Below are 23,886 nucleotides of genomic sequence, written 5' to 3'. Positions count from 1 at the left end.
AATCGGAATGTGAGGTGTTGATCGTGAGTTCTTTGGACAATACCATGAAGTACACGGTACCCAAGGAAACGAGTGCGGTGGAAGTTCGGGAGACGTTGACGGAAGTGTATGAAGCCCTCCAGGAAAAGGGGTACAATCCGATCACGCAAATCGTCGGATATCTGCTCTCCGGCGATCCGGCATTTATCCCGCGGCACAACAACGCGCGTAGTCTAATTGGAAAAATTGAGCGCGACAAAATCATCGAAGAGCTGGTTAAGGTATACTTGAACGAACAGCGTTCGTAGACAACGGGAGTACAGATGAAACGAATTCTTGGTTTGGATGTCGGCGATAAAACCATCGGGGTAGCAGTGAGCGACGAGATGGGCTGGACGGCACAGGGGGTCGAGACGATCCGACGGGAGTCGAAGGAAAAGGATATCGCTCGATTGCAACAATTGATTTCCCAGTTTCAGGTGAACGAAATTGTCGTCGGTTTGCCGAAAAACATGAACGGAACGATCGGACCGCGGGGGGAAAGCTGTCAGGCCTTTGCCTCCCTGCTGGCCGAGCGAACGTCGCTTCCCGTTCATCTCTGGGATGAACGCCTGACGACAATGGCTGCCGAGCGGATGTTGATTGCCGCTGATGTCAGCCGGCAAAAGCGGAAAAAAGTAATAGATAAAATGGCGGCCGTATTAATCCTGCAGGGTTATCTGGACGCCAAATCGAGGTGACCATTCATGAGTGAAGAGATGATCGAAGAGTTTGAAGTAGGCGACGTGATATCCCTGACGGAAGAAGGCGAGGACAACCCGCGCGATTTCCGGATCATGTACATTTTTGACATCGAAGACCGTTCCTACCTGGTGCTGGTTCCGGTCGACCAGGAGGACGAAGAGGAGTACGAAGTTCACTTCCTTCGCTACGATGGCACAGACATGCTGCAGCCCATCGAGGATGACGAGGAATGGGAGCAGGTCGAGGCTACCTTTGAGACGTTGATCGCCGACTTGGAAAAGGACGACAGCATCTAACTGGATGACGGGGAAAAAGCTTTCTTCTGGAAACGGAAGAAAGCTTTTTTCTTTCCAATCGTTGTCAGAAGCTGCGCGCCATCGTGACAGCCGTATGTCCCTTCGGTATAATGGAAAGGATGCAGGGAGGGAGACTAACGTGAAACTGCTTCAAACAAAAGGAGAAACATATGCAGACCGGCCGGGCAACGGGAATGGGAGGCAAAGATGGATCCGCGTCCTTGCTGCCATCGCGTGCTTTCTGGTACTGGCGGCAGGCGGCGCTGCTTATTACGTATATCAAGGCTTACAGCCAGTGAATCCGGTTGGACAGCCTGTCATGAAAAACGTCACCATACCGAAGGGCTCGTCCGTCAAGGAAATCGGCGAGCTGCTGGAAGAACAGGGATTGATCAGGGACGCGACGCTGTTTGCCTACTATGTGAAGCTGAAAGGCATCGGCAGCCGTCTGCAGGCGGGGGATTACCAGTTCCAGACGGGACAACCTGTCGACCAGCTGCTGCAAAGCATGGTGGCTGGAGACACTGTGGTCAATACCGTTCGCTTTACGGTCCCGGAAGGGTGGAACGTGGAGCAGATTGCATCGGCCTTGGAAAAAAAAGGTCTCGTCAACAAGCAGAAGTTTTTGCAGGAAGTGAACAGCGGCTCCTTTCCGGAATTCCCGTTCGTCGCGTCTATTCCGCAAAAGAAAGGGCGTAAATACCGGTTAGAGGGATACTTGTTCCCGGAGACGTATGAGGTGGAAAAGGGAGCTACCGAGCACGAAATTATTGCCAAGATGCTCGCCCAATTCCAAAAAGAGCTTAAGCCGGATTGGACAGCGAAGCTGAAGCAGCGCAACATGAGCCTGGATGATGCCGTCAACCTCGCATCCATCGTGGAAAGGGAAGTGGTTGTCGACAAGGAGCGCCCGATTGTTGCCGGGGTCTATTTCAACCGCCTGCGTGAAGGGTGGCTGCTGCAAGCGGACGCCACGGTTCAGTTTATCTTGGGCAAACAGCGCGACCGCATCACCTATGACGATTTGAAAATCAATCATCCGTACAATACCTACGTACATCCGGGACTGCCCCCGGGACCGATCGCAAGTCCGGGGAGAGCGTCCCTTGCAGCCGTGGTTCAACCAGCCACGCATGATTATTTCTTTTACGTCACCAAAAAGGACGGCTCATCGGAGCACTACTTCTCAAAAACGTTGGAGGAACACCTGGCGAAGGATGCACTGAGCCGGAAGAAACAATAGCGTGTTCGGCCTGTCTTCTTTGCAGGATTATGCTATAATGGGACGGTTATTGGTTTTTCGGGGGTGAACAGATGATAACCAATCCTTTGATTGACGAATACATTTCCAGGTTGATTCCTGTGCGTTCTCCGCTCTTGCACCGGTTGGAGCAGGAAGCAGCAGCCGAGGGCATCCCGATTGTCCAACTGCCCACGGCGAAAGTCTTGCGAACGCTTCTGCTGCTGCATCAGCCTCGCTCCATTTTGGAGGTAGGCACAGCGATCGGTTACTCTACAATCTGGCTGGCGGAAGCAGCGCCGCAGGCGAAGATTGTCACCATGGAACTGGATGAAAGCCGAATCGTCCGAGCCCGTTCCAATTTTGCCGAAGCGGGTCTTGACGATCGTATCGAGCTGATTGCCGGTGATGCGGCGCAGGGTCTTCCTGGGACCTACCAGTTCGACTGTTTGTTTATCGATGCTGCCAAGGGGCAGTATCGTACATTTCTTGATATGTACCTGCCGCTCTTGCAGGAAAACGGTTTGTTGATCTGTGACAACGTGTTGTTCCGCGGGATGGTGGCTTCACCGGAACAGGCGAACAAACGGCAGCGTCCGCTGGTGGACAAGCTGGACCGTCTGAACGGCTGGTTGATGGAGCATCCCGAACTGGACACATCGATCATTCCGGTAGGCGACGGAATCGCGGTCAGCCTGAAACGAAAAAACAAAGCAACCTGCCCATCGCTGTAAGCGGCTTCCGTGTTTGGCAGTGAAGGGCATGATGAGGAAGGAGATATGGAGTATGGGTCACCCCGTTTTGATTGGGGTCGCCGGGGGCAGCGGATCCGGCAAATCCACTGTTGCGAGGGAACTGTTCCGTCAGTTCCAAAACGAGAGTGTCGCGATGATCGAACAGGATTCCTACTACAAGGACCAGAGCCATCTCAGCCTGGAAGAGCGGGCGCTAACCAACTACGACCACCCGTTTGCGTTTGATAACGACTTGCTGTTGTTTCATCTGCAGGAGCTCCTCCAACGCAGACCGATTCAAAAGCCGATTTACGACTTCAAGGTGCACAACCGGAAAAAGGAAACCACGCTGATAGAACCGAAGGATGTGATCATTCTCGAGGGCATGCTCATCCTCGAGGATCCGCGCATCCGCCAGTTGATGGACATCAAGGTGTTTGTGGATACCGATGCGGATGTGAGGATCGTGAGACGCATTCGGCGCGACATCGAAGAACGCGGCCGCACTCTGGAATCGGTGGTCAACCAGTACTTGACCGTCGTCCGCCCGATGCATCTGCAGTTCATCGAGCCGACGAAGCGATACGCAGACGTCATCGTTCCTGAGGGAGGATACAACCGGGTCGCCCTTGACCTGTTGTCTACCAAAATCCGCAATATCTTGCTGGAGAAACAGCAGCTCAGCAACCGTTAATCCAAAACCGTTTGACACGCCGCACGCACATGTGGCGTGTTTTTTTGTTTCCGTCCGGTGGTTTGTCCAACGTCTCTTTCCGGCAATACTGGAAGAAAAGGCCGGGAGGGATTGGTTCATGCAGCCTGCTCATCAGTTGAAACGGCGCAGCTTTTTGCTGCTGCTTCTGCTTACCCTGATCTGGGGAGGATTGCTTTTGCGCCTCTGGTGGATACAGCTTGGATCCCCCCACCATTTTTCCGAACACGGCATCGACTTGATCAAAAATGCCGTCAGGCAGCGGCAGCAGAGTATCGTTTTGCACAGCGGGCGAGGTGACATCCTGGATCGGAACGGGAAGGCGTTTACGGGCGTAGAACAGCAGGCGCTGATTCTCTTTCCGATAGCGCGCGGCGGGATGGAAGGTACCGACAATCTGCGAAAAATCGCCGGGATTCTTCGCTTGCCGGAAGAACAGATCGCCGGTCCGTTTGCTGCCCACAAGGGGCCGTTCATTCTCCGGAACGAAGAGGGGGCGATCATCGCTTTATCCAGTCGTCAGGCGGATCAGATTAACCGGCTCGGCATTCCCGGGGTCATCGCGCTTCCCGTAACGGAGCGGTATCAAAAGGACGAAGTGGCCAAGCAGGTGATCGGCTACGTCAATCAGAATCCCAGTCTGATCAAATCGCTCTATCGCCACGAGCTGGAGCAGGGAAAAATGTCACTGGACACCGCTGTCGGGGCTTCCGGACTGGAGCGCAGCTTTGATCGCTTTCTGCAGGGAGAAGAGCCGTCTACCTTGTCCTATTTCGTCGATGGAATGGGCAATCCGCTGCGCGGACTGGATATTCGCCATACGCAGCAAGAGAATCAGTTTTATCCGCTGTCACTGGTGACGACGTTGGACAAATCGATTCAGCGGCGTTTGGAACAGACAGCAGACCAGCAGAAGCTGAAAGAAGGGGCAATCGTCGTGCTGGATGTAAAGTCGGGCGACGTGCTGGCGATGGTCAGCCGGCCGCAATATGATCAGACCCAGGTGCGGATCGCCGAGGGTGGGTGGCAGAACCATGCCGTAAAACAGATGCCTCCAGGATCCGTCTTTAAGACGGTGGTCGCGGCTGCAGCACTGGGTGAAGGCCTCGTCTCTCCTACCGAGCGGTTCCATTGTGACGGGGAGTACGGGAAATACGGATTTTCCTGCTGGAAAGAGGAAGGGCACGGTTCCATCACGTTGGAAGAAGCGTTTGCTCACTCCTGCAATATCGCTTTTGCCCAGATCGCCAAACGGGTAGGAGGAGATACGATCGAAGAATACGCGCACCGACTGGGTTTAGGAGTGCGTATCAGCCACGAGACGCCCCATCTGTACAAACTGGAGAAATTCCGGCAGATTGAAGGCGAAGAGAATGGAACGATTTTTGCCGCAGGAAATTCCCGCGATGATGAAGGAGTGTTGATCCAAACCGCCATCGGCCAGCGCGACGTGAGGATTACCCCGCTGCAGGCAGCCAACATGATGGCAACCATTCTCAGGGAAGGACGCCCCGGCCAGGTACGTCTCGTCTCCGATATCACTTACCGCAACGGTTTGAACTTTCACCATTTCCCTGTGCAGTCCTTGCCTCAGGAGGGGATTGACAAGGTGACGGCAAAGAAACTCAAGCACCTGCTTGAAAAAGTGGTGGAGGAGGGTACGGGCAAGGCTCTGCAGGGAGCGGCATGGCCGGTGGCAGGCAAAAGCGGCACCGCACAAGTGAGCAAAGCGGGAGAATCCCGCAATCATCACTGGTTTGTCGGCTACGCGCCGGCCGATAACCCCCGCTACGCCATTGCAGTAGTGGCGGAAAATCAGCCGGTATGGACTAGTCATGGAGCTACGGGGCTTTTCCGCCGTGTCGTCGACGACTTGGCCGCTCTGCAAGGACAATCTGCTGCACCTCCCGAAGCGAACCGATCAGAATAAATCCACGCGCCTGTACCTGGTTTCGCTTGCCCAGACCTGCGATCAGCATGATCGGGGAAGAAGAGGTATACTTGGCGCTCGTCGCCTTTTCCCAGACGGTGTTTCGGTCCGCGCGGCTGGGGGTAAGGCGGCGGACGGTATGGCTGTGCCAATCGCCAATATATTTCCAGCGCCCCCTCCGGCTTAAGCGTTTTGCCAGATTCCGAAGGTACTGGTCATCAAAACGGACGGAGAGGGGTGCTTGGATGGCTTTGGGCCCTGGTTCACTGGCATAGGTAATCAACCAGTCGTTCTCATTGATTGCATATCCCATCAGGATTCCGCCCGTTTCCACAAAAGGGTTTTTTCGTACGGCTCGCTCTATTTGATGCCACGCCTTTGGCGTAATATACAACGTCGTCATGATCCCCGGACACCTCCGCAGCATTTGCCTCAAGCCAACTGTTAGCCTTACCATCATATGTGAACCCCTCAACAGATGACCCTGTACAAAGAGTTGCAACATATTTGTCGAAATAGTAGGATTTTTTTTGCTCTATGACGAATTACCTATAATGGAAATCATAGTATTTTTTTCTTATCGTGTAGGAAAGTTTAAGGGCTTCACCGTGTGAAAGCGTCCTGAAATAAACTTTCCGGAACGCATAAAAAGTTTCCTCTAACGAAGAACCAGCTTCTTCGAGAGGGCTTCAATCGAAGCTTTTTTTATTGGCTGAGGGGGACAAGGAATGGCACTCGCGACAACAGATATCACGCTGGTGGGACAAATGCTGGAGGAGGATGTCTTTACCCATAACGGGACATTGCTTTTAACGCAAGGGACGATGTTGACCAGCACACACATTTACACACTGCTCAGGCAAAAAGTTTTTTACGTCAGGGTTGCTGAACGAACGGAACCCGATCAGGCCAAGTCCGCTTCCATCTTCGCACAGTTGCAGGAATCAGCTCTTGACAGGGAGACTTTGGCCTGTTACATCAAAGCCATGGAAGGGACAAAGCACTTGTTTCAACAGGTGCAGGAAGATTTCGTCCCGCCTCTGGAGCAGTTTTCCAAGGCGTTTTATCCGATTGCCGATCAGGTATTGAAACAGGTGGGCATCTTTCGTTCGCTTTACGTTCTGGAGGGCTCGGAGAGTTACACGTACCGTCATTCGATCAACGTCGGCATTCTTTCTTCGCTGATCGCCAGATTGATGAAAAAGCCCGAAGAAGAGGTGTTACAAATCGGCATAGGCGGCTTTATGCATGATCTGGGAAAAATGCTTGTCCCGAAGGACATTTTGATGAAGCCTGGAAAATTATCAGCCGAAGAGTTCGAAGTGATGAAACTGCACACAGTCCATGGCTACAATCTGATTATGAAAATGGAAGAAGGCTGCCACCTTTTGGCTGAGTGTGCGCTTCTGCATCATGAAAGGTTGGACGGTTCGGGTTATCCGCAACAGCGAACAGCCTCCACAATCCCGTTGGAATGCCAGATCCTTGCTGTTGCCGACATGTTCGACGCCATTTGTTCCGACCGCATCTACAAGTCTCGAACGTCGCCGTTTGAAGCGGCCCAATATCTGTGGAAGGCGGCTTGCGACGGCGGGCTTAACATAGAGATTGTCACACTGTTCGTCCACTACATCGCGATGTTGTACGTGGGTGCTCGTGCTCGTTTAAACACAGGGGAAGAAATCGAGATCATCCTGATCCACAAGGACGAGCCGATGCGTCCTCTTGTCCGCCGTCATTCGGAGTTCGTGGATTTGCGATTCAACCGTCACCTGACGATAGAAAAGATGATTGGGTAAAGTAACCGCCTGCCTGATGATAGGCAGGCGTATTTTTTCTTGTATAGAAATTCTTGCAAGTGAAAAAAAGGGAAATTGTAGAAACGCGTCGAATAGTTTGGATCGTAACTTGGCTTACCATATCTAACCACTTTTTACGGCAAAGGTGATCGTATGTTTGCATCTGGATTGCCAGGCTACTATGTGCTTTATTCCCTTTTTACGCTGTCCTTTCTTTTTCTCATCCGCAGAAAAATGGAGTTGAACAGGCGAGATACCGGCTATGCTCTGGCATTTGTGGCTTTGTTTGGACTCATTCTGCCGATCAGCCTGCACGTCATTGGAATCTGGTGGACTTTAGGGCTCGTTGCTCTCTCGGTATCGTCGGTAATGGCTTCCGTGATCGCGGTCAGAATGAGAGAGGATAGAGAGTTGGAAGGGGAAATTTCACAAGTGTTGAAGCCAAGCGTCTCCATCTTGCCGGTTAGGGACAGTGAAAATGCACCGGAATTTCCACCGCCGCCCGAGCCGGATGATACGACAGCGATTGAGGAGGTAGATGAGAGAACAGTACGATCAGGGACAGCAGAAGACACACCCACTGAGGAAACAGCGGAAGAGCTGCCCTCATTGCCCCCGGAAGACCTTGCAGAACCGCCCGAACCACTCCGGGAAGACCTTGCAGAACCGCCCGATTCACCGGCTGAAACGGGTGAAGAGACGGCTGAACCAGTGACAGTGCATCCGTTTTCGCCGGATGATCTGCACCGTGTACAGGAGCACTACGGCATCGCTTCCGAATCCCTGAGAAAAGGGGATTATTACACAGCATACCGGGAATTGAGAAGCGCGCTTTCCTATCATCCGCCAGTTACGGCCAAAACGATGATCGTTCACGATCTTGTTCGCGTCCTGAAGGAGATGGGGTTGTACAAGGAAAGCATCCAGGAATTACAGAACCTGTTGGCCGAACTCCCTGCCAGCGCAAACAAAAAGCAGGCGGAAGTGCAGCGTCATATCCAGTACATGGAAGCTGTTGTGCGCATACTGGGTATTGAACAAAAGCCGAACTTATCCTGGTCCCTGCTCCCTGACGACATTCACAGCAGAGCCGAACGTGAAGTTCTCATGCAGACAGAAAGCATACGTCCAAAGGAGAAAATGTATGAAGCAGAGCAAAGAAATATTGGGTAAGTCGATTATCAGCATCTCGAGCGGGAAAGATATCGGAAGCGTAAAGAACTTTGTCATCAATCCCGAACTGCGCAGCATCGAATTCCTGGTCGTGCAAAACGAGCAGTGGGAATTTGGCATCAAGGCGATTCCGTTCAAGCTGGTAGAAGGATTGGGAGATTATGCGGTCACCATCGAATCGGAAACCTGCATCATCGACCTGGCCGATATTCCGGTCGCAAACGACCTCTTGTCCAAAAACATTCACATCAAAGGAACTCGCGTCATTACCCGAAAAGGGCAGTTCCTCGGTCAAATCAGTGAATTTATGTTCTCACAGGAGACCGGCAAAATCCTCGGATGCTACGTGGAACGAACGGATGGAGAAACGAAAATCCTTCCGGAAGAGCACGTCGTTACGTTCGGTAAGGAAATCACCGTAGCGGCCGAAGAAAGTGACAAATATCTGGTGACGGAAGAATCGTTCCGTGTTGCCCAAGCCAAACAGGATGGAACGGAAACGACGAGACAAGCAGAGACAGAGGTTGCGGCAGCTGTGGAAGCCAGTGAGCTGGACGAGCTGATAGGTCGAATCATCTCCGCGAACTTGTATGATGAACAGGGTGAACTGCTTCTCGCAGAAGGAGAAGAAATTACACCAGAAGTGGTAGACAAAGTGAAACGACTTGGGCGCAACAAGGCGCTTGAGCTTGCGCTAAAGGCAGTAGAATAATTCATAACCACCTCTCCTGACGACAGGAGAGGATTTTTTGTTGCATGAAAGAAGAAATATCCAACTAAAATAATAGTAAAATAGTATCGTTTTTTCAATGTTGAATTTGCATCATGAGCAAAAAGTCACAGATTACAGGGCTGAAAATTTAAAATATTCGGGAATATTTAAGGGGATTCATGTTATAATGATGTAGGTAAAAGCAGCGAAAAAGGAGAGGATTCCGTTTGAAAAGGACATTGTTGATGCTCGCTTGCACATGTTTTCTGTCGATAGGCAGCGTGTCAGCTCATGGTGTGGGTCCGAAGTTAAACATGAACGTCACGATTGCTGTTAACGGTGTTGAAGTGGTATCTCCCGCTAACCATCAAATGCCGGATGGCACAGTATACGTCTCTTTGCAGGCATTTGGCAACGTAATGAATACGCCGATTGAACTGAGCAAGGATCGCAAGCAGGCAACGGTGGCAGGCAAGACCCTATCAAACATACATATGATTGAAGGCGAGCCAACTGCTTCCGTTCGAGACCTTGCCAATGCGATCGGTGCGACCAATGTAAGCTGGGATCAGGAAAAAAAGGAAGCGTATGTGCTCGTATTACCCAAGGGCACCATTCAACTTGAGCCGCATGTCGTTCCAGCCATGGGTGAGCACTGGGCAAACCCGGCCGAACTGCCGCTTGGTCCTATATACGGAGTCTACAAAGGAAAGCTGGTTTTCCTCGAGTATATGGTTGCACAGGAAGACTTTGCGAAAGGCAAGAATTATGTCAACATAGCCGGGATGAAAGGACTTCCTTCCCCTTCCGTTGTTCAGACCGATATTGAATATCAGGCACACGGTCACCCTGGCTTTGAAATTCCGCACTTCGATATTCATGCGTACTTTATTACAGATGAGGAACAACAAGCGATAAAATAATCCAAATGCACCCCTGCCGTTTATCGGCGGGGGTGCATTTGTTGAAGAGGATTTATTTGGAAGAAATAGCGCTCTGCTTTTATTGGACAGCGTGTTCTTTTTGACATAAACCAAGGGGATACTTTATTCCGTTTGGGAATGTATGAAAACCGCTTGTAAATATCGTACTCGTCTCTTCTCGCTCATGTAGTTCCTTACATTTGATGCAATAATACTGTTCCATTACCAAGACTCCTTCAGGGAAAATGAGATTGCAAAAAACTACTATTATCTTATCAATGCAGGTAATATACAGCCAGATAATAATACATAATAAAAAATAAATTCTGAATCTACATAAATAAAAACGATATTCTATTTTGCATTGGTCATTTGAAAATGGTTTTCTTCATGATAAATCTTCTGTCAATACAGAAAGCTGCCAGTAATGCTAGCAAACCGGTTAGAAGTACATTGCTGTAAGTTTCAAGGGGAAACGGTTTGCCTTCAAGATGGATATCACTCGCACGAAATTCGAGTCGTTTCACCGCATGTTTAGCGGTGAGAAGGTCCTCTTGCTTGGCTAAATCTTCAAGTTGAACTTCAAATAAAAATCGATCTGGCGAATCACTATGAACGAACTGAAGTTTCGTTGTATTCCTCTTTTCGTTCCATTTTTTTATCTCCTCAGCAGCCAACGATTTCGCTTCTCTTCCCGGAACAATCATTTTATCTAGTTTTGGGGCATTTGATATCAAATGTCTGGAAATCAGGTTCAGACCGTGTTTTGTCACGATGGGCTGCTCCGAGCTTGAAATGGAAAGAACCTTTGTCGTTCCCGTGTCTGAATAGATATCAAATACGGAAGCCAGCGCCATTTCCTCTACACCGTTATATAGCAAGACACCCGCCTTTTTCTTGTTCCACTGAAAAGCATTATTCAATACATAGGTCGCAAAGCGCAAATCCATGTAAAATGGGTCCACCTTCGGATTTTTAACGAAATGATAAGAGGGATATTTCATTTCTTTTGCTATTTTTTCTGCCATGGGTTCCCCTACTTTTTGCGAAATCACATAGAGAACGGCATCGATTCCTGATGAAACACCAGCCGAGGATATCACGTTTCCGTCATGAACATACCGCTGATCACTCAGCCAGTTCGTCTCAGGATATTTCTTTGGAAAAACTACCATGTTTTGCCAGTGCGATGCTGCTGACTTCCCTTTCAATAAACCCGTAGCTGCAAGGTTTCCCGATCCCCCACAAATGCTTACCAAAGTGGTTTTGGAATGTTGTTGTATCCACTTCCGGATAGGATCAAACTTCTTATCGTCATACGTTTTCATAAATGGGATGGCGATAATGTCGGGACTTTTCCCTAATAATTGATCCAATTCTGTAAAAGAGTAGTGCGGTACCAGATCAAGACCACCGGTTAATGACTTCACCTGATTGTCTGAAGCAACGGCATACACATTGAATGCCTCCGTCCTAGAGAACAATTCGTATGGAATCATAAAATCTGATCCCTCGGTGGTTTCGTTCCCCAAGAGGACGGCAACAGTAGGTTTATCCGGATTATATACGGGTTTCTTCACGCCTTGCGAAGGAGGAATGGATTCTTGGCGAACCGCGCCGTAAAAGTCCTTCTGTGAGCGAATCAATCCGAACAACCCCACCCCGCCCACAAACACAACGAAAATCAATACATAAACAACCAACCGTACGAATAACCTCTTCATTTTATTTTCCTCCTCAATACGATCCATTCTTTCGAATACGATACCGCTGTAAGGTATAAAAATGTTTGAAAATACTCAAACTCACCATCCGGTTTTAACGAATGTCACAATTACATAACCGATCCCAACCAGCGATGAAATGGATGTCATCACAATCATTCCTTTGTGTTTAAACCCATCTTTAAATAATTGGTAAACCGACCATAGTACGGTTACAAGCGTAAGCACAATCATAACTCGCTGGAATGGCAGCATAGCATCAGTACTCATGCTCATTAACTCGCTAGCGGTTCCTCCCAACATGATAAAAAGGAGTCCATGCAGCCAGTGTTGGGTAGCTAAAAAAGTAATAATAATCGGTAGAAACGTTGATACCTTTTTTCCTGTTTTTATCTTTGAGATCTTTTGTTCTGTTCCCGTCTTTGTGCAGCAGTATTTCATGATTCTTTCCTCCTGTAAAATTTTTGGAGTAATTTACCCTGGGTACACAATAAACCAGCTTTGTGAACTCAATATGAACGGAACCATAGAAAAAAACGCCTAGAGGCGATAATAATCCACTGCTTGTTTACATAGACCGACTTATCCGACATCACTAAACGCACAGGAATAGGACAATTTCGCATGGTATTAAAAAAGCGCTCCATCTGGCAAAAGAAAAAGCCGTTCCAAGCTAGAACGGCTGCTTCCGTTTACAAAATGCTTATTATCGGATACTGCTCAGTTAGCGTAGGGTTTCCGTTTTTTCTTGGTACGACCCCAAATTTAGAGTAATTGTGCAAACGGGAATCGATAGTGGAATAGTGGTTGCTTCTGCAGCCGTTTTTAATTACACCGCTAAAAGGCAGCTTAGTAGAATAAAATTAGATGAACATTCCATATAGCTATTTAGTAAACTAGGGGTTCATTCCCCTTGGGGATATAGCTTCGACAACGGGGTATCCAGCCTGGTATGGATGGGAGAAAAACGGCAGAGGGTATAGAGGGGATGCTGTACATAACGAACGGTTTGGACGGGGAGCAATTTGAGGATTATATGAACTGTGCGATGTATGAATATTCGGATGAGGTAGTATACGCTGCCCTTGACTTACGAGGTGAATGGGTGAGCGACTCCAATAATCCAACATCGCTGGCAATGGAAAAAGAGGTTGCGGAACTTTTGAAATTGCCACACAGGCATTACAGCTCTACAACTGGACCTATGGCGGACCTAACGGAGGATCAAAAAAAAGCTATCGTAGCGATTTATGACGTGACACAGCGGCTTTTACATGGAAAAGGGATTTCACATGTCGTTGTATATCGCGGATTTGGTTGGTCCGAACGCCCGGAATGGGTAAACGAAGGGCTAGAAGAGGGACAGATTATTCGGATCGATGAACAACGAACTTTATCTAGCTGGAGTTTTTCACAAAAGGATTTGTCGGTAATAATAATTTTGGGTTTGTTGTAAAGGCCGTAATACCAGCTGAGCGTGTTTTTGCTATAATAGATATTACCTGGGAATCCGAAACTGTTTGCATTAGTCACGATTACTCGGAAGAGTTTGAAGTCGTATTGATAAAAGGAGGGGATCAAGATGAATAATCGTAGGGATAGACTACCGATCATCGTCCGTGCAACTCCAGAAATGGCTAACTGGATGCATCCCCAAACCGATGAACGAAAAAAGCTGATTCAGAAACGAGTAGCAGCTGCGAAAGAACGCTTTTCGCAAAGAAAAAAGCATGCTGTAAAGTCTGCCAATCCTTTTTCTCCCCGAGTTGAGATCCAAGTCGGTTCCATTCCGGTTGCCGTAATGAAGATGAAATCTCACCGAGTATTGAAGTCGGTACCATCCTGTAAATAATTGAATTTGAGAGCGGGCAAAAAATTGTGGGTTCATTTAGACCGAGTAGATGAACGTAAAACAGATAGGCAGTAAGACACTTGGCTTCAGACAGCGATGCGCAGTTCCTTCGCTGAAGGATGCGTAGTTTGCCTAACTAATCTCTAATAAGTCCACGTTATTGTTGTCGGACAACACAAACATTGTCCTGAAAAAGGCCGAATAAACTGCGGCTTTTTATTTTATGGAAGGGCTCCAATTTTCGATAAAGTCGTTAATATCACCAAATATCGTTAAACGGGTTCGATATCGTAATAACATGGTTGCTGCAGCAACCATTTTTTGTTTGCTCAACGAAAAGGCAGATTTCTTTCATAAATCATGTAAACTTTATGAAAAATAAATTGTCCTATACTATAAGAGGTTACATTGAGTTTGCATGGAGGTGTTTTGGTGGTCTTCAATCAAATTCAACTACGTTCAAAAGTAATTCCTTATGTGATGACGAAGTTGTCTGGTGCCGGGTTTTCGCTGTCTGCATTCTTCACATGTTTGCTGCTTTTATCAGGATTTGATCTGTATAAATTTGTTGAGGAAATTTCCAAATGGTCTTATTGGATCATTTTTTTCGGTTACGGAATGGTTTGTTCTGTTGGAATTGACTTGTTAACAAGTAAGTTTACAAGAAAAAAACTCACTCTTAACATTCTGTTGTATGTGATGGCAGGCTATGCGTTTTTTATCATCCAAGAACTGAATGCGATCACATTTTTTGCTGGGACCGTTGGAGCCATATGCGCTCTACTATATTATTTTGGAACGTATGCTTCTAAAAAGACCACCTTATTTCAATACGTATTTGCCATTGCTGTACCCTTATTTTTTATCATTCTCATGACTTATGATGTTACGGAAAAAATACAGTGGACTGAGGTGCGCAGTGATTCAACATATACAGCAAGTTTTGAATATTTCAACGGAAAACATGAAATTCCAATAAGAGCCACGAAAGGTCAAACGATTACAATCTCTATTGATGTAACAAATGCAAATGGAGGGGGATACGGATTTCATGTATTAAACGAAAAAGATAATTTGGTCGGGATGATGGAAGAAGGGAAGATGAAAATGAAAGCTCAAAATACCGGTGTATACAGAATTGTTTTAACTGGCGATGACCTAAAGGGAAGCATGAAAGTTGTTTGGAGCATAGATGAAACCAATTAAGCAAAGGGATTTCGGGGATTTCGTAAAAAACGGAGGGGTGAAACCATTGAATCTAATTGTTTTGTTATGGTGGATGTCAGGCATTCTCTCTTTTTGGTTTTTATTATTTGCGATATTGATACAATCTTGGGTTTTTTCGCTTATCAGTGCTGTATTGTTTCTTCCGATTGCTTATTATTTTGGCGGAGCCGAAAACGACTATCAACTCATCGCGTTGTTTCCGTTGATTCCGATTGTCTTAGCCTGTGTGTTCTTTTGGAAGAAGAACAATCGCAGGAAAGGAACATAAAATTCTTCCACGGACACCGTCCTTTTTCCCGTACATGCACGCATGGGCAGCCGCCCACATATGGATAGGAGTAAGCACCCAGACGTGGAGGTGGCAGCCGTGTCCAGCATTTTTGTGGCGCTTTCCCTGTTGGTGAAAGAATTGGTCCTGTTCGTTGGATATGTAAAGAACAACGCGTTTCCCCAGCCGCTTCCTGATACGGAAGAGGAAAAGTACCTCAGGCTTATGGCAAAAGGCGATCCGTACGCACGCAACAAGCTGATTGAGCACAATCTTCGCTTGGTCGCGCACATCGTCAAGAAATTTGAAAACACCGGTGAAGACAGCGAAGACCTGATCTCCATCGGAACGATCGGCCTGATTAAGGCGATCGAGAGCTATCAGGTTGACAAGGGCACAAAACTGGCGACGTACGCTGCACGCTGCATTGAAAACGAGATTTTAATGCACCTGCGCAGTTTGAAAAAGACGAAAAAGGATGTCTCTCTGCACGATCCGATTGGCACTGACAAGGAAGGAAACGAAATCACCCTGATCGACGTCCTCGGCACGGAAACGGACGAAGTGGTGGACGCCGTTCAGCTGAAACTGGAAAGCAACAAGATCTACCAGCACATTCACATCCTCGACGACCGGGAAAAAGAAGTGATCATCGGCCGGTTCGGACTGGACCAAGACAAGGAGAAGACGCAGCGCGAGATCGCCCGCGAGCTGGGTATCTCCCGTTCCTACGTCTCCCGAATCGAAAAGCGCGCGTTGATGAAATTATTTAATGAGTTTTACCGCTCCAAACAAACGCAGGGTAGATAGGAAAGCACAGGAGCCCGTTTTTGTTGCGGGGCTCCTGTCTTCAAATATAGGTTTACATAAATCATATTCTAGCGTTTTATCAACACCTCCTGCTGAGTATCGGTTCTGAGTTTGACCAGCGGCGTCAAATAGGAAATTACGATTCCTGAAACCAATGTGATCACCCCTCCTAGCGCAATCACTTTTTCCGACCCAAACCAAACGGCCAGCGGTCCCGAAGCCAGAATGGCAAAAGGAAGCAGAGCAAAACTAAGCGAAAGTAATGCCGAGAAGACCTGGGCTTGTTGATTCTGAGGAACGGTAGTCTGGACGATCACCATTTCCGGAACATTGATTGCAGAAATGGCTGCACCTCTAACAAAGCAGCAGGCCAAAATCAGCCAGAGTTGATCCGTGATCCCCAAGACCAGCAGCATGATCCCGTCTATGATACCAGCGTACATAAATAACGCCCCCTGGCGGCTTACTTTTACTTTCGCCAACACGATGCCCATGACCAAGGCTCCGATGGCTATGCTGGACCGGAGCATGGTTAATGTAGCTGCATCGCCTTGCAAATGTTCCGATACGAATACGGGAGAAAGAGCGTGAAACGGAGCGGCGCCTAGATTGAGGAAGATGGCAAAAAGGGTCAGACCAAACAGCAGCTTGTGTCTCAGCACGATGTCAAACCCATTCTTTACTTGCTGCAAGTAAGGCTCCCGTTCCGTTTCGGGAGCATGTTCTATATGCGTTTCCTTACCGGTGCGTACGATGAGAATCAGGATGGCGGAAAGCAGCAAGAGTACCGAGGTTACGAGTAACGTGGCTGCAGCGGAAAACAGTTGAATGACAGCTCCAACCCCTGCCAAACCAATGATGGCTACAATTTGGCTGGAGGACTGCATCAAGGCATTGGCAGGTTGCAGTTGTGATGGATTTACGATTCTCGGCAAGAGAGCGACAGAAGCAGGAGTATAAAATGCGCCTATCGTTGATTGAGTGAGGGCCGAAACAAAAAACAGCCAGATCGGCAAAGTGTCTAACCAATAACAGATGGGCACAACTACAACGGCAACAGCACGGATCACGTCGGAAGCAAACATCCATTGCTGCAGCTTTCCTTTAGCGAGAAGGGGACTTACAAAAGAACTGAAAAGCATGTGAGGCACCATCGTACAAAAAAACAAGACAGAGGTGCTTACGGCGTCGCCACCATTTCCCATCAGCAGCCAGACAAATGCAATGGAGGCAAAGCTGTCGGCCAAATCTTTCAAAACCCGCGAGGTAAAGAGCAATGAAAAATCAAAATGCCACAGTCGTTCTTTCACAAGAGAGAGACTCATCACTCTGCCTCCTTTTTTACCGCCTGCAAGTTAATCATGACCCTGATTTCATGTGGAGTTTCCTTGTCAGCACGGGGAACCCGACTTTCCCATTTCACCAACACCTCTGACAGTTCTGCCATCAATTGTTCCGTTTCTTGCTCGGTTACCAACAGATACGTGTTGATTTGGTTGCCTTGGGAGTCAGACTCGCGATTCCCCGTGACACGAAAGCTCGTATGGTTTGCTTTATAATACTTTTCGACGATGCCGCCGTTTTCCCGTGTTTCTACCAGTTCGATAAGCCCGCCTTCGTATAATCGTTGCATGTGGTAATGCACGTTTCCGGGTGTTTGGCCGAGAATATCGGCTACTTGTTTCGCCGTTTTGGACGTGCTTGAAATTGTATAAAGAATCTGAATGCGAATCGCACTGGAAAGCAGCTTGTTTTGTTCAATCGAAATCGATAACACATCTTTGGAATCGTTGTCCGCTCGCCCCATCGTGGACCTCCTGTTTGATCTGATAAATTCATTCATTCTGGAAAAATAGATCATCTTGTGAAATTAGATTAATGAATGATCCAAAATCTGTCAATATTAACCATTCCTGAGTGATCTTTTTTCATCACAGGGGTTCTTTCGATCTGCCGGAAGATGTAGAATAGGGAAGAAATGCACAACAGAGAAGGTGAAAATATGGAGCAAAGCCTGCTGACGGTCCTGTTTCTGGGTTTTCTTCTTGGAATCAAGCACGCCATCGAACCGGATCATGTCATCGCCGTGTCGACGATTGCCAGCCAAAGCAAAAAATTATGGCGGTCGACGCTAGCCGGAATCTTCTGGGGGATTGGGCACACAGCCACTTTGCTTGTCATGGGTCTGATCATGATTGTCATGAAGGGGGAAATCCCCGATGTCTGGGCCATGTCCCTGGAGTTTCTTGTGGGTGTCATGCTGGTGTATCTCGGCGTATCGAGTGTCCTTGCCTTCCGAAAGAGAAAGATGCACGCTCACGTGCACGCCCATAGAGAGACGGTACATAACCACTTTCATTCCCATGAATTTACGTCTTCCCATGAGCACGAGCATTGCGACGTCTCTTACCTGAGATCGGTTCTGATCGGTTTTATCCATGGACTCGCCGGAAGTGCCGCCATGGTGTTGCTGACGATGTCAACGGTCAGTAGCGTATGGGAAAGCTGCCTCTACATCCTTGTCTTTGGCGCCGGTACGATCATTGGCATGCTGTTGTTTACAACGGCAATCGGCATCCCGTTTGTAATGAGCGCGAGCAATCTGACCCTGAACCGTTTGTTGACGCAGGTAACCGGTTGGGTTAGTACCGCATTTGGCTTGTATTACATGTACAACCTGGGAGTAACGGAAGGGTTGTTTCAGCTCTGGTTTTCCTAAGTTGTTGAAAACCCGTCAGGATGTTCTCCTGACGGGTTTTTGGTTCAACATTCTTTACCCAGGCGATAGTAATGGGCAGCAGTCTGGTAATCCTCTTTGGCAAAATAGATATCCGCAACTTTGCCGTACGTTTCCTTCAGTTCCGCCACAAAACCATGTTCCTTCAGGTAACGAAGAGAGAGGAGATAAGATTCCAGCGCTTTCTCGTAGTTCTGTTCAAAGCAGGCGATATCGGCAATACAGCGGTGCGCGAGGATCGCATGCTTTTCCCTGACCGGTGACTGGGCGATTAACTCCCGACAAAGCTGCTTGGCTTCCTCATACCGCTGGCATTGCACAAGCGTCTTGGCAAGTTCCAGTTTTGCATTCTGCTGCCTGGTTTGTAACTGAAGCCGTTCGTAGGCAGCAATGGCCGATGACAGAAACTGAATGGACTGTTCGTACTGTTGAAGAACCCCGTAGAGCACCCCGAGGTTTGTCTTGGTGCCCGCTGCATTTTCCAGGTCGGCAGTCATTTCAAAAAAAGACAGTGCCTTCCGATAGGATGCCTCTGCATCGTGCAATTGATTGACGTTCCGGTAGCATACTCCTAATGACATCAAGATTTGCCCCTGCTTATAGAGGTAACCGGTGGCTTCATTCAGATCCTTTGCTTCTTGAAGCAACCGGATTGCGGAATAAAACTCCCCGATTTTGCCGTGAGCGATGCCGATGTTCAGGTAAACGGATATTTGCAGGATTCCGCCTATGGTTTCTTTGGCGAGCAAGCCCAAAGCTTCGTTCAAGGTGGACAGCGCATCGTAATTTTTATCCAGCTGCAAGTACGTATATCCCAACGAATCGATCGTTCGAACCAACGCCCGTGAGTGTGAGCCATCAGAAAGCAGTTCCTTGCTCTGTGAGTAGTATTTCGCTGCCGTTTCCCACGATCGCTCTTTTTCCAACAGCTTTCCCTTGATCCACAGGTACACCCCCTTTTCCGGTCCGGTTAACCATCGTTCACTCAGACTCTGGGAAACAGAGAGGATGACTTTGGAGGCCTGTTCGAATTTTCCTGATTCCACAAAAGACTCCGCCATTTTAATCTTGCGTTTTGTCTCTGACAGCTGCAAAACCTTGTTTTCCGGTTCGACAAACAGGTTCTCGACGCTGCAATTCAAGCGCTCGGCCAAAAGTTTCAGCGTCTCATAGGAGGGTTGCACCAATCCCTTCTCAATTTGACTGATATAAGCCCTCGTCACAATTCCCTCAGACAATTCCTGCTGAGTCAGATTGGCTTCCTTCCGAAGCTCTTTTAGCCTTTGCCCTAATGTCCACATCTTGATCACCTAACAATCATTAACATTTTGTTTGAATATTATGAAAAGTAGTAGTATTATATTTTTACATCATTATGCCGACGCGGATTTGCCTCGCGCAGCAGCTGAAGAAGTATGGCCGGTTAGCGAACCGCTTTTCAAGTAAAAGAAACGATCCTATTTTCGTGAGCCATCGGCATTCATGCGGATGGCTTTTTTCTATAACCAAAAGCTTACCTTACAAAAAATGGTTGGTCAAATGCAAAAAGCACAAAATATTACAATTGGTTACATTATTATGAATTGATAATAAATGTTAATCGTAATACAATGACACTACAAAGATCGCAGAGATGCGGGAATTGTGTCGTCTCCGATCGGGAACGTATGATGAAATCATCGTACAGCTTTCAAACCGTTTTGACTTGTTCCAGCAATACCTGAACGAGCAGTGGATTCGACCGATTTTCCCCTACTCGCGAAAAGAGCGCCATGCGCTGATGACCATCGCCGCCATGATGAAAACCTCCGGGAGCAAACGAGGAAGACGGATTGCCCGTGTGATTCGTCTGATTGCGTTAGGCGAGGCGAAACTGGCAGCCGGTTCTGCAGAGAATCGATTGCGACTGCAGACCTGCATACGACATGGCCTGCGCAGTATTGCCCTTCTGCTTCATCAACCAGAGCCGGATTATGTGAAGAAAGGGACCCTGGTGTACGAGGATGTTCGTACAGATCAGGCTGCAGAGCCGATCGGCAAACATGTCAAACAGGATTTGCATCGTCTGGGAGAATGGATGAGGCCGTACCTGTTTCGTTCACATAGGTACGACCTGCTGGTTGAACACTTTGTGGAACGGTATGGACCAGGTGGAACCTGTTACGATCTCGAGGAGTTTCTCTATAGTTTTGACAGGAGAAAAGACCGGCCAAGACTGATAGAGAGGGCACGTTCCAAAGACTTGGAAATGATCAGCAAGATGGACGAAGGACGGATCTTCAGTCCCATCAGCCCCAGTGCGGCCCCGCCAAATACCGCCGTGTGTTTCCAATTGGCTGCAACCAAAGGGATAGAAGGAATACGAAACGGAGAGTATACCATGGTCGTGAACCGGTTGAACACCGGGTTAGGCGGCTTGTTTGCCCGATATCTTGCCCGATTTGATAAACAGCATGGAAACTTGTTGCGAAAATTGCTCAGCTGGCTGCGTACGATGTATCCAGAGGCATCGATCGTGGATTTTCCTGCGAACGCAGATTTCAATCGCATGCAGATTGACTACGGCGTGACCAAACAAGCCCTCAGATGGACCGGGGAAAATCCCACTCTGGAACCGATGCCGGATCTGATGCTGAAGGATGTGTGCCTGATCCACACAGAAGAGAACACTCTCACCTTGATTGGCAGGGACGGAAGACCGATTTCACCGCAATATTTGGGATCGATTCCTTATGATATGCTTCAGGGAACAGTCGCATATTTCTTGATGCTGATCACTCCTTGGACAAACGCTTTTCCGGTTGGCTGGACCAACAGGATGCACCCGATGCTGCCGCCTCCCGATCAAATCGAATTCCACCCGCGAGAACAACGGGGGCGTCTGGTGTTGCGTCGAGCCTGTTGGCGGATTCCCCTGTACCGGTTCCCTCGGAAAGAACCGGGTGAGTCGGATTTTGCTTTTTTTCGCCGAATGAAAGAATGGCAACTTACACATGGTATTCCTGAGGAAGTCTTTATCAGCGGGGAATACAGGCGCGATTGCGCGAACAGGCGCCCCCCGATGTGGATCAGCTTTCGCAGTTACCACTCTTTGGACGCCGCTTTGCCTATCCTTTTTCAAGAGGATTTGCTGTACATCTCTCTGACGGAAGCGCTTCCCGATCGCAGAGAGCACTGGTTTACAGGATCGGACGGATTCACCTATGCTACGGAATACGTGGCATTGCTAAACTGGCCGAGAACAAGAAACGATATGCCATTCCGCCCATTACTTTCCTCTTGGAAACCATGTGAAAAAAACATCACTACTTTTCATATGTAATGTTTCCACATACAATCACCTGTGTGCAGGTTCTTCTTCCCGAACGTGCATGCTGCGTATAGAACACATGATACAGGAGGAGAGACAAAATGGCTCACATACATACTCCCTTTCAGCTAAAAGGATTGGCTTTGAAGAACCGGATCGTCATGGCCCCGATGTGTCAGTATTCCGTCGAGGCGAAGGATGGGAAACCGAACGACTGGCATTTTGTCCACTACGTCTCCAGAGCCGTCGGTGGTACCGGGCTGATCATCATGGAGATGACCGATGTGGAACCGGACGGCCGAATCACCGATTATGACCTTGGCTTGTGGTCTGACGAGCACATTCCGGCGTTTGCCCGGATCATCTCCGAAGTGAAAAAATACGGAGCCAAAATCGGCATTCAAATTGGCCATGCCGGCCGAAAAGCGGAGGACGCGGAAGTTCCCGTCGCCCCGTCTGCGATCGCCGTCAGCGACAAGTACAAAACGCCGCGGGCTTTGACCACGGGGGAAGCAAAGCAGCTGGTTCAAAAATACAAGGAAGCGGCAAGACGCGCCGTGGAGGCTGGAGTGGACACCATTGAAATTCACGGCGCTCACGGGTATTTGATCCATCAGTTCCATTCTCCGTCTATCAACAAGCGGGAGGATGAATACGGGCAAGACCTGGCAAAATTCGGTGTGGAAGTGATCCAGGCGATGAAGAGCGTCATGCCGGAAGAGATGCCGCTGCTCTTCCGCATTTCCGCTGTCGAGTATATCGATGGTGGCTACGGTCTTGATCACAGCATCGAACTGTGCCGCCGGTACAAGGAAGCCGGGGTTGACATGTTCCACATTTCATCCGGAGGCGAAGGACCGATTGGGAAAGAGCGCAAACCAGGCAACTATCCGGGATTCCAGGTGCCCATGGCCCGGGCCATCAAGGAAGCACTGGATGTTCCTGTCATTGCCGTCGGTATGCTGGAAGAGCCAAAGCTCGCAGAAGCAACAATTGCCAACGGCGATGCCGATTTGGTTGGAATCGCCCGGGGCATGCTGCGTGATCCGTACTGGGCGCTGCATGCCATTCAAGCGGTTACAGGTGAAGTAACTCCGCCCAAACAGTATATACGCGGTTTTTAACCGAATCGAAAGAATCAAGCCCCCGTTTTCAACCAGCAGGCTGAACGGGGGCGCATTTTTAGTGTATAAGCGTACTATGTCAATTAGTTTTTTCGCCCTTTTTGAGAATGGCAAACACACCTAACGTAATTTTTGTTAAAAATTAACAATTAGCAACTGACAAGGGAACGTTATGGTATTCATCAGCCCTTCTTGAAACTAAGATGGGTGTAACCCTCGCTTACAACCCTGCATGGATGCATTCTGGCATGAGTACGGACTGTTTTCCAACGTACAATTCGCATTTACAGGACGAGGGGGATAAGGCTTATCCCCGAGGTCTATGCCTCTAGAATGTGATTCGATCTCCCCTTGGTCCAAGAGGGACTGACAAATACGTTTGTCTATTGAATTAAGAAGCTAATAAGTCATTTGTGCTATGAAATCTTAGTTTTTTACTCATTTCGCTTAGGTAATGGTTCTGAGAGTTCTGGTACAAAAATGGCTTTTTGTCACGCAGCATAGCAAAGGCGATTTTGATGAATTTGTTGCCCATAGCGATATGAATCTTTCGGGCGTGCTTTCCTTTTTCTTTCAGGCGTTCGTAAAAGGG

Annotated in this window: 26 protein-coding genes and 1 pseudogene; 19 read left to right on the top strand and 8 right to left on the bottom strand. The window is 48.4% G+C overall.

What is annotated here, in order from left to right:
• Window positions 1-23: 23 nt before the first annotated feature.
• The 7 genes from ACE99V_RS04405 to ACE99V_RS04375 all read left to right on the top strand — a co-directional run bounded on the left by ACE99V_RS04405 (window position 24) and on the right by ACE99V_RS04375 (window position 5,635).
• Window positions 24-287, top strand: a complete 264-nt coding sequence (locus ACE99V_RS04405; protein WP_400489823.1) for an IreB family regulatory phosphoprotein — start codon at window positions 24-26, stop codon at window positions 285-287.
• Window positions 288-302: 15 nt separating this feature from the next.
• Window positions 303-719, top strand: coding sequence for a Holliday junction resolvase RuvX (ruvX, locus tag ACE99V_RS04400; protein WP_400489822.1), 417 nt, complete (start codon window positions 303-305; stop codon window positions 717-719).
• Between the two features lie 6 nt (window positions 720-725).
• The gene (locus tag ACE99V_RS04395; RefSeq protein WP_400489821.1) at window positions 726-1,019 is read left to right on the top strand and encodes a DUF1292 domain-containing protein; all 294 of its coding nucleotides are present in this window, start codon (window positions 726-728) and stop codon (window positions 1,017-1,019) included.
• Between the two features lie 211 nt (window positions 1,020-1,230).
• A complete protein-coding gene (gene mltG / locus ACE99V_RS04390; RefSeq protein WP_400489903.1) occupies window positions 1,231-2,262 on the top strand; it encodes an endolytic transglycosylase MltG in 1,032 nt (343 codons plus the stop codon).
• A gap of 71 nt (window positions 2,263-2,333) precedes the next feature.
• Window positions 2,334-2,993, top strand: coding sequence for an O-methyltransferase (locus ACE99V_RS04385; RefSeq protein WP_400489820.1), 660 nt, complete (start codon window positions 2,334-2,336; stop codon window positions 2,991-2,993).
• 52 nt (window positions 2,994-3,045) lie between these two features.
• Window positions 3,046-3,687: a uridine kinase gene (udk, locus tag ACE99V_RS04380; protein ID WP_400489819.1), complete on the top strand. Its 642-nt coding sequence runs from the start codon at window positions 3,046-3,048 to the stop codon at window positions 3,685-3,687.
• Between the two features lie 118 nt (window positions 3,688-3,805).
• Complete coding sequence (locus tag ACE99V_RS04375; RefSeq protein WP_400489818.1) at window positions 3,806-5,635, top strand: peptidoglycan D,D-transpeptidase FtsI family protein; 1,830 nt, start codon at window positions 3,806-3,808, stop codon at window positions 5,633-5,635.
• Here the strand turns inward: ACE99V_RS04375 and ACE99V_RS04370 are convergent.
• Window positions 5,547-6,038 carry a Mov34/MPN/PAD-1 family protein gene (locus ACE99V_RS04370; RefSeq protein WP_400489817.1) on the bottom strand — a complete coding sequence of 164 codons (492 nt, stop codon included), beginning with the start codon at window positions 6,036-6,038 and terminating at the stop codon, window positions 5,547-5,549. The two genes, ACE99V_RS04375 and ACE99V_RS04370, sit on opposite strands and share 89 nt — an antisense overlap.
• A 325-nt stretch (window positions 6,039-6,363) precedes the next feature.
• Between ACE99V_RS04370 and ACE99V_RS04365 the strand changes: the two genes are divergently transcribed.
• From ACE99V_RS04365 to ACE99V_RS04350, 4 genes are all read left to right on the top strand, one after another.
• A complete protein-coding gene (locus ACE99V_RS04365; RefSeq protein WP_400489816.1) occupies window positions 6,364-7,434 on the top strand; it encodes an HD-GYP domain-containing protein in 1,071 nt (356 codons plus the stop codon).
• A 153-nt stretch (window positions 7,435-7,587) separates the two neighbouring features.
• Window positions 7,588-8,607 carry a hypothetical protein gene (locus tag ACE99V_RS04360; RefSeq protein WP_400489815.1) on the top strand — a complete coding sequence of 340 codons (1,020 nt, stop codon included), beginning with the start codon at window positions 7,588-7,590 and terminating at the stop codon, window positions 8,605-8,607.
• A complete protein-coding gene (locus ACE99V_RS04355; protein WP_400489814.1) occupies window positions 8,579-9,319 on the top strand; it encodes a PRC-barrel domain-containing protein in 741 nt (246 codons plus the stop codon). Before ACE99V_RS04360 ends, ACE99V_RS04355 begins: the two co-directional genes overlap by 29 nt.
• A 227-nt stretch (window positions 9,320-9,546) precedes the next feature.
• A complete protein-coding gene (locus ACE99V_RS04350) occupies window positions 9,547-10,242 on the top strand; it encodes a hypothetical protein (protein WP_400489812.1) in 696 nt (231 codons plus the stop codon).
• A gap of 79 nt (window positions 10,243-10,321) precedes the next feature.
• Here ACE99V_RS04350 and ACE99V_RS04345 read toward each other — a convergent pair whose 3' ends face one another.
• The 3 genes from ACE99V_RS04345 to ACE99V_RS04335 all read right to left on the bottom strand — a co-directional run bounded on the left by ACE99V_RS04345 (window position 10,322) and on the right by ACE99V_RS04335 (window position 12,407).
• The gene (locus tag ACE99V_RS04345; RefSeq protein WP_400489811.1) at window positions 10,322-10,465 is read right to left on the bottom strand and encodes a DUF3973 domain-containing protein; all 144 of its coding nucleotides are present in this window, start codon (window positions 10,463-10,465) and stop codon (window positions 10,322-10,324) included.
• A gap of 145 nt (window positions 10,466-10,610) precedes the next feature.
• On the bottom strand, window positions 10,611-11,966 hold the full coding sequence (locus tag ACE99V_RS04340) for a DJ-1/PfpI family protein (protein WP_400489810.1): 1,356 nt from the start codon (window positions 11,964-11,966) through the stop codon (window positions 10,611-10,613).
• An 81-nt stretch (window positions 11,967-12,047) separates the two neighbouring features.
• Complete coding sequence (locus ACE99V_RS04335; RefSeq protein WP_400489809.1) at window positions 12,048-12,407, bottom strand: hypothetical protein; 360 nt, start codon at window positions 12,405-12,407, stop codon at window positions 12,048-12,050.
• A gap of 547 nt (window positions 12,408-12,954) precedes the next feature.
• On the opposite strand from ACE99V_RS04335, the gene ACE99V_RS04330 reads away from it, so the two are divergent.
• The 5 genes from ACE99V_RS04330 (at window position 12,955) to sigK (ending at window position 16,123) form a co-directional block, all read left to right on the top strand.
• Entirely contained in the window at window positions 12,955-13,422 is a 468-nt protein-coding gene (locus tag ACE99V_RS04330; RefSeq protein WP_400489808.1) for a hypothetical protein, read from the top strand.
• A 126-nt stretch (window positions 13,423-13,548) separates the two neighbouring features.
• Window positions 13,549-13,818, top strand: a complete 270-nt coding sequence (locus tag ACE99V_RS04325) for a hypothetical protein (RefSeq protein WP_400489807.1) — start codon at window positions 13,549-13,551, stop codon at window positions 13,816-13,818.
• Between the two features lie 432 nt (window positions 13,819-14,250).
• On the top strand, window positions 14,251-15,024 hold the full coding sequence (locus tag ACE99V_RS04320) for a hypothetical protein (RefSeq protein WP_400489806.1): 774 nt from the start codon (window positions 14,251-14,253) through the stop codon (window positions 15,022-15,024).
• On the top strand, window positions 15,011-15,313 hold the full coding sequence (locus ACE99V_RS04315; RefSeq protein ID WP_400489805.1) for a hypothetical protein: 303 nt from the start codon (window positions 15,011-15,013) through the stop codon (window positions 15,311-15,313). The genes ACE99V_RS04320 and ACE99V_RS04315 overlap by 14 nt, the downstream gene beginning before the upstream one ends.
• Before the next feature lie 60 nt (window positions 15,314-15,373).
• A complete protein-coding gene (sigK, locus tag ACE99V_RS04310) occupies window positions 15,374-16,123 on the top strand; it encodes an RNA polymerase sporulation sigma factor SigK (protein ID WP_420998190.1) in 750 nt (249 codons plus the stop codon).
• 68 nt (window positions 16,124-16,191) lie between these two features.
• Here the strand turns inward: sigK and ACE99V_RS04305 are convergent, their stop codons facing one another.
• Window positions 16,192-17,448: an MFS transporter gene (locus ACE99V_RS04305; RefSeq protein ID WP_400489799.1), complete on the bottom strand. Its 1,257-nt coding sequence runs from the start codon at window positions 17,446-17,448 to the stop codon at window positions 16,192-16,194.
• On the bottom strand, window positions 17,448-17,930 hold the full coding sequence (locus tag ACE99V_RS04300) for an ArsR/SmtB family transcription factor (RefSeq protein ID WP_400489798.1): 483 nt from the start codon (window positions 17,928-17,930) through the stop codon (window positions 17,448-17,450). The genes ACE99V_RS04305 and ACE99V_RS04300 overlap by 1 nt, the downstream gene beginning before the upstream one ends.
• A 195-nt stretch (window positions 17,931-18,125) precedes the next feature.
• Between ACE99V_RS04300 and ACE99V_RS04295 the strand changes: the two genes are divergently transcribed.
• On the top strand, window positions 18,126-18,842 hold the full coding sequence (locus ACE99V_RS04295; protein ID WP_400489797.1) for a HoxN/HupN/NixA family nickel/cobalt transporter: 717 nt from the start codon (window positions 18,126-18,128) through the stop codon (window positions 18,840-18,842).
• 44 nt (window positions 18,843-18,886) lie between these two features.
• Here ACE99V_RS04295 and ACE99V_RS04290 read toward each other — a convergent pair whose 3' ends face one another.
• Complete coding sequence (locus tag ACE99V_RS04290; RefSeq protein WP_400489796.1) at window positions 18,887-20,161, bottom strand: helix-turn-helix domain-containing protein; 1,275 nt, start codon at window positions 20,159-20,161, stop codon at window positions 18,887-18,889.
• 332 nt (window positions 20,162-20,493) lie between these two features.
• On the opposite strand from ACE99V_RS04290, the gene ACE99V_RS04285 reads away from it, so the two are divergent.
• Together ACE99V_RS04285 and ACE99V_RS04280 are read left to right on the top strand one after the other, a co-directional pair.
• The gene (locus ACE99V_RS04285; protein ID WP_400489795.1) at window positions 20,494-22,182 is read left to right on the top strand and encodes a lantibiotic dehydratase; all 1,689 of its coding nucleotides are present in this window, start codon (window positions 20,494-20,496) and stop codon (window positions 22,180-22,182) included.
• An 89-nt stretch (window positions 22,183-22,271) separates the two neighbouring features.
• The gene (locus tag ACE99V_RS04280) at window positions 22,272-23,294 is read left to right on the top strand and encodes an NADH:flavin oxidoreductase/NADH oxidase (RefSeq protein WP_400489794.1); all 1,023 of its coding nucleotides are present in this window, start codon (window positions 22,272-22,274) and stop codon (window positions 23,292-23,294) included.
• A 391-nt stretch (window positions 23,295-23,685) separates the two neighbouring features.
• On the opposite strand, the pseudogene ACE99V_RS04275 reads toward ACE99V_RS04280, so the two are convergent.
• Window positions 23,686-23,886 (bottom strand): annotated as a pseudogene (locus ACE99V_RS04275) (IS110 family transposase); the annotation flags it as partial.

Origin of the sequence: Brevibacillus soli (assembly GCF_044759095.2) — a bacterium.
Lineage (GTDB): Bacteria > Bacillota > Bacilli > Brevibacillales > Brevibacillaceae > JBIYSM02.
The sequence above is the reverse complement of the archived record's forward strand: the minus strand, read 5'-3'. Positions and strand labels throughout refer to the sequence as shown.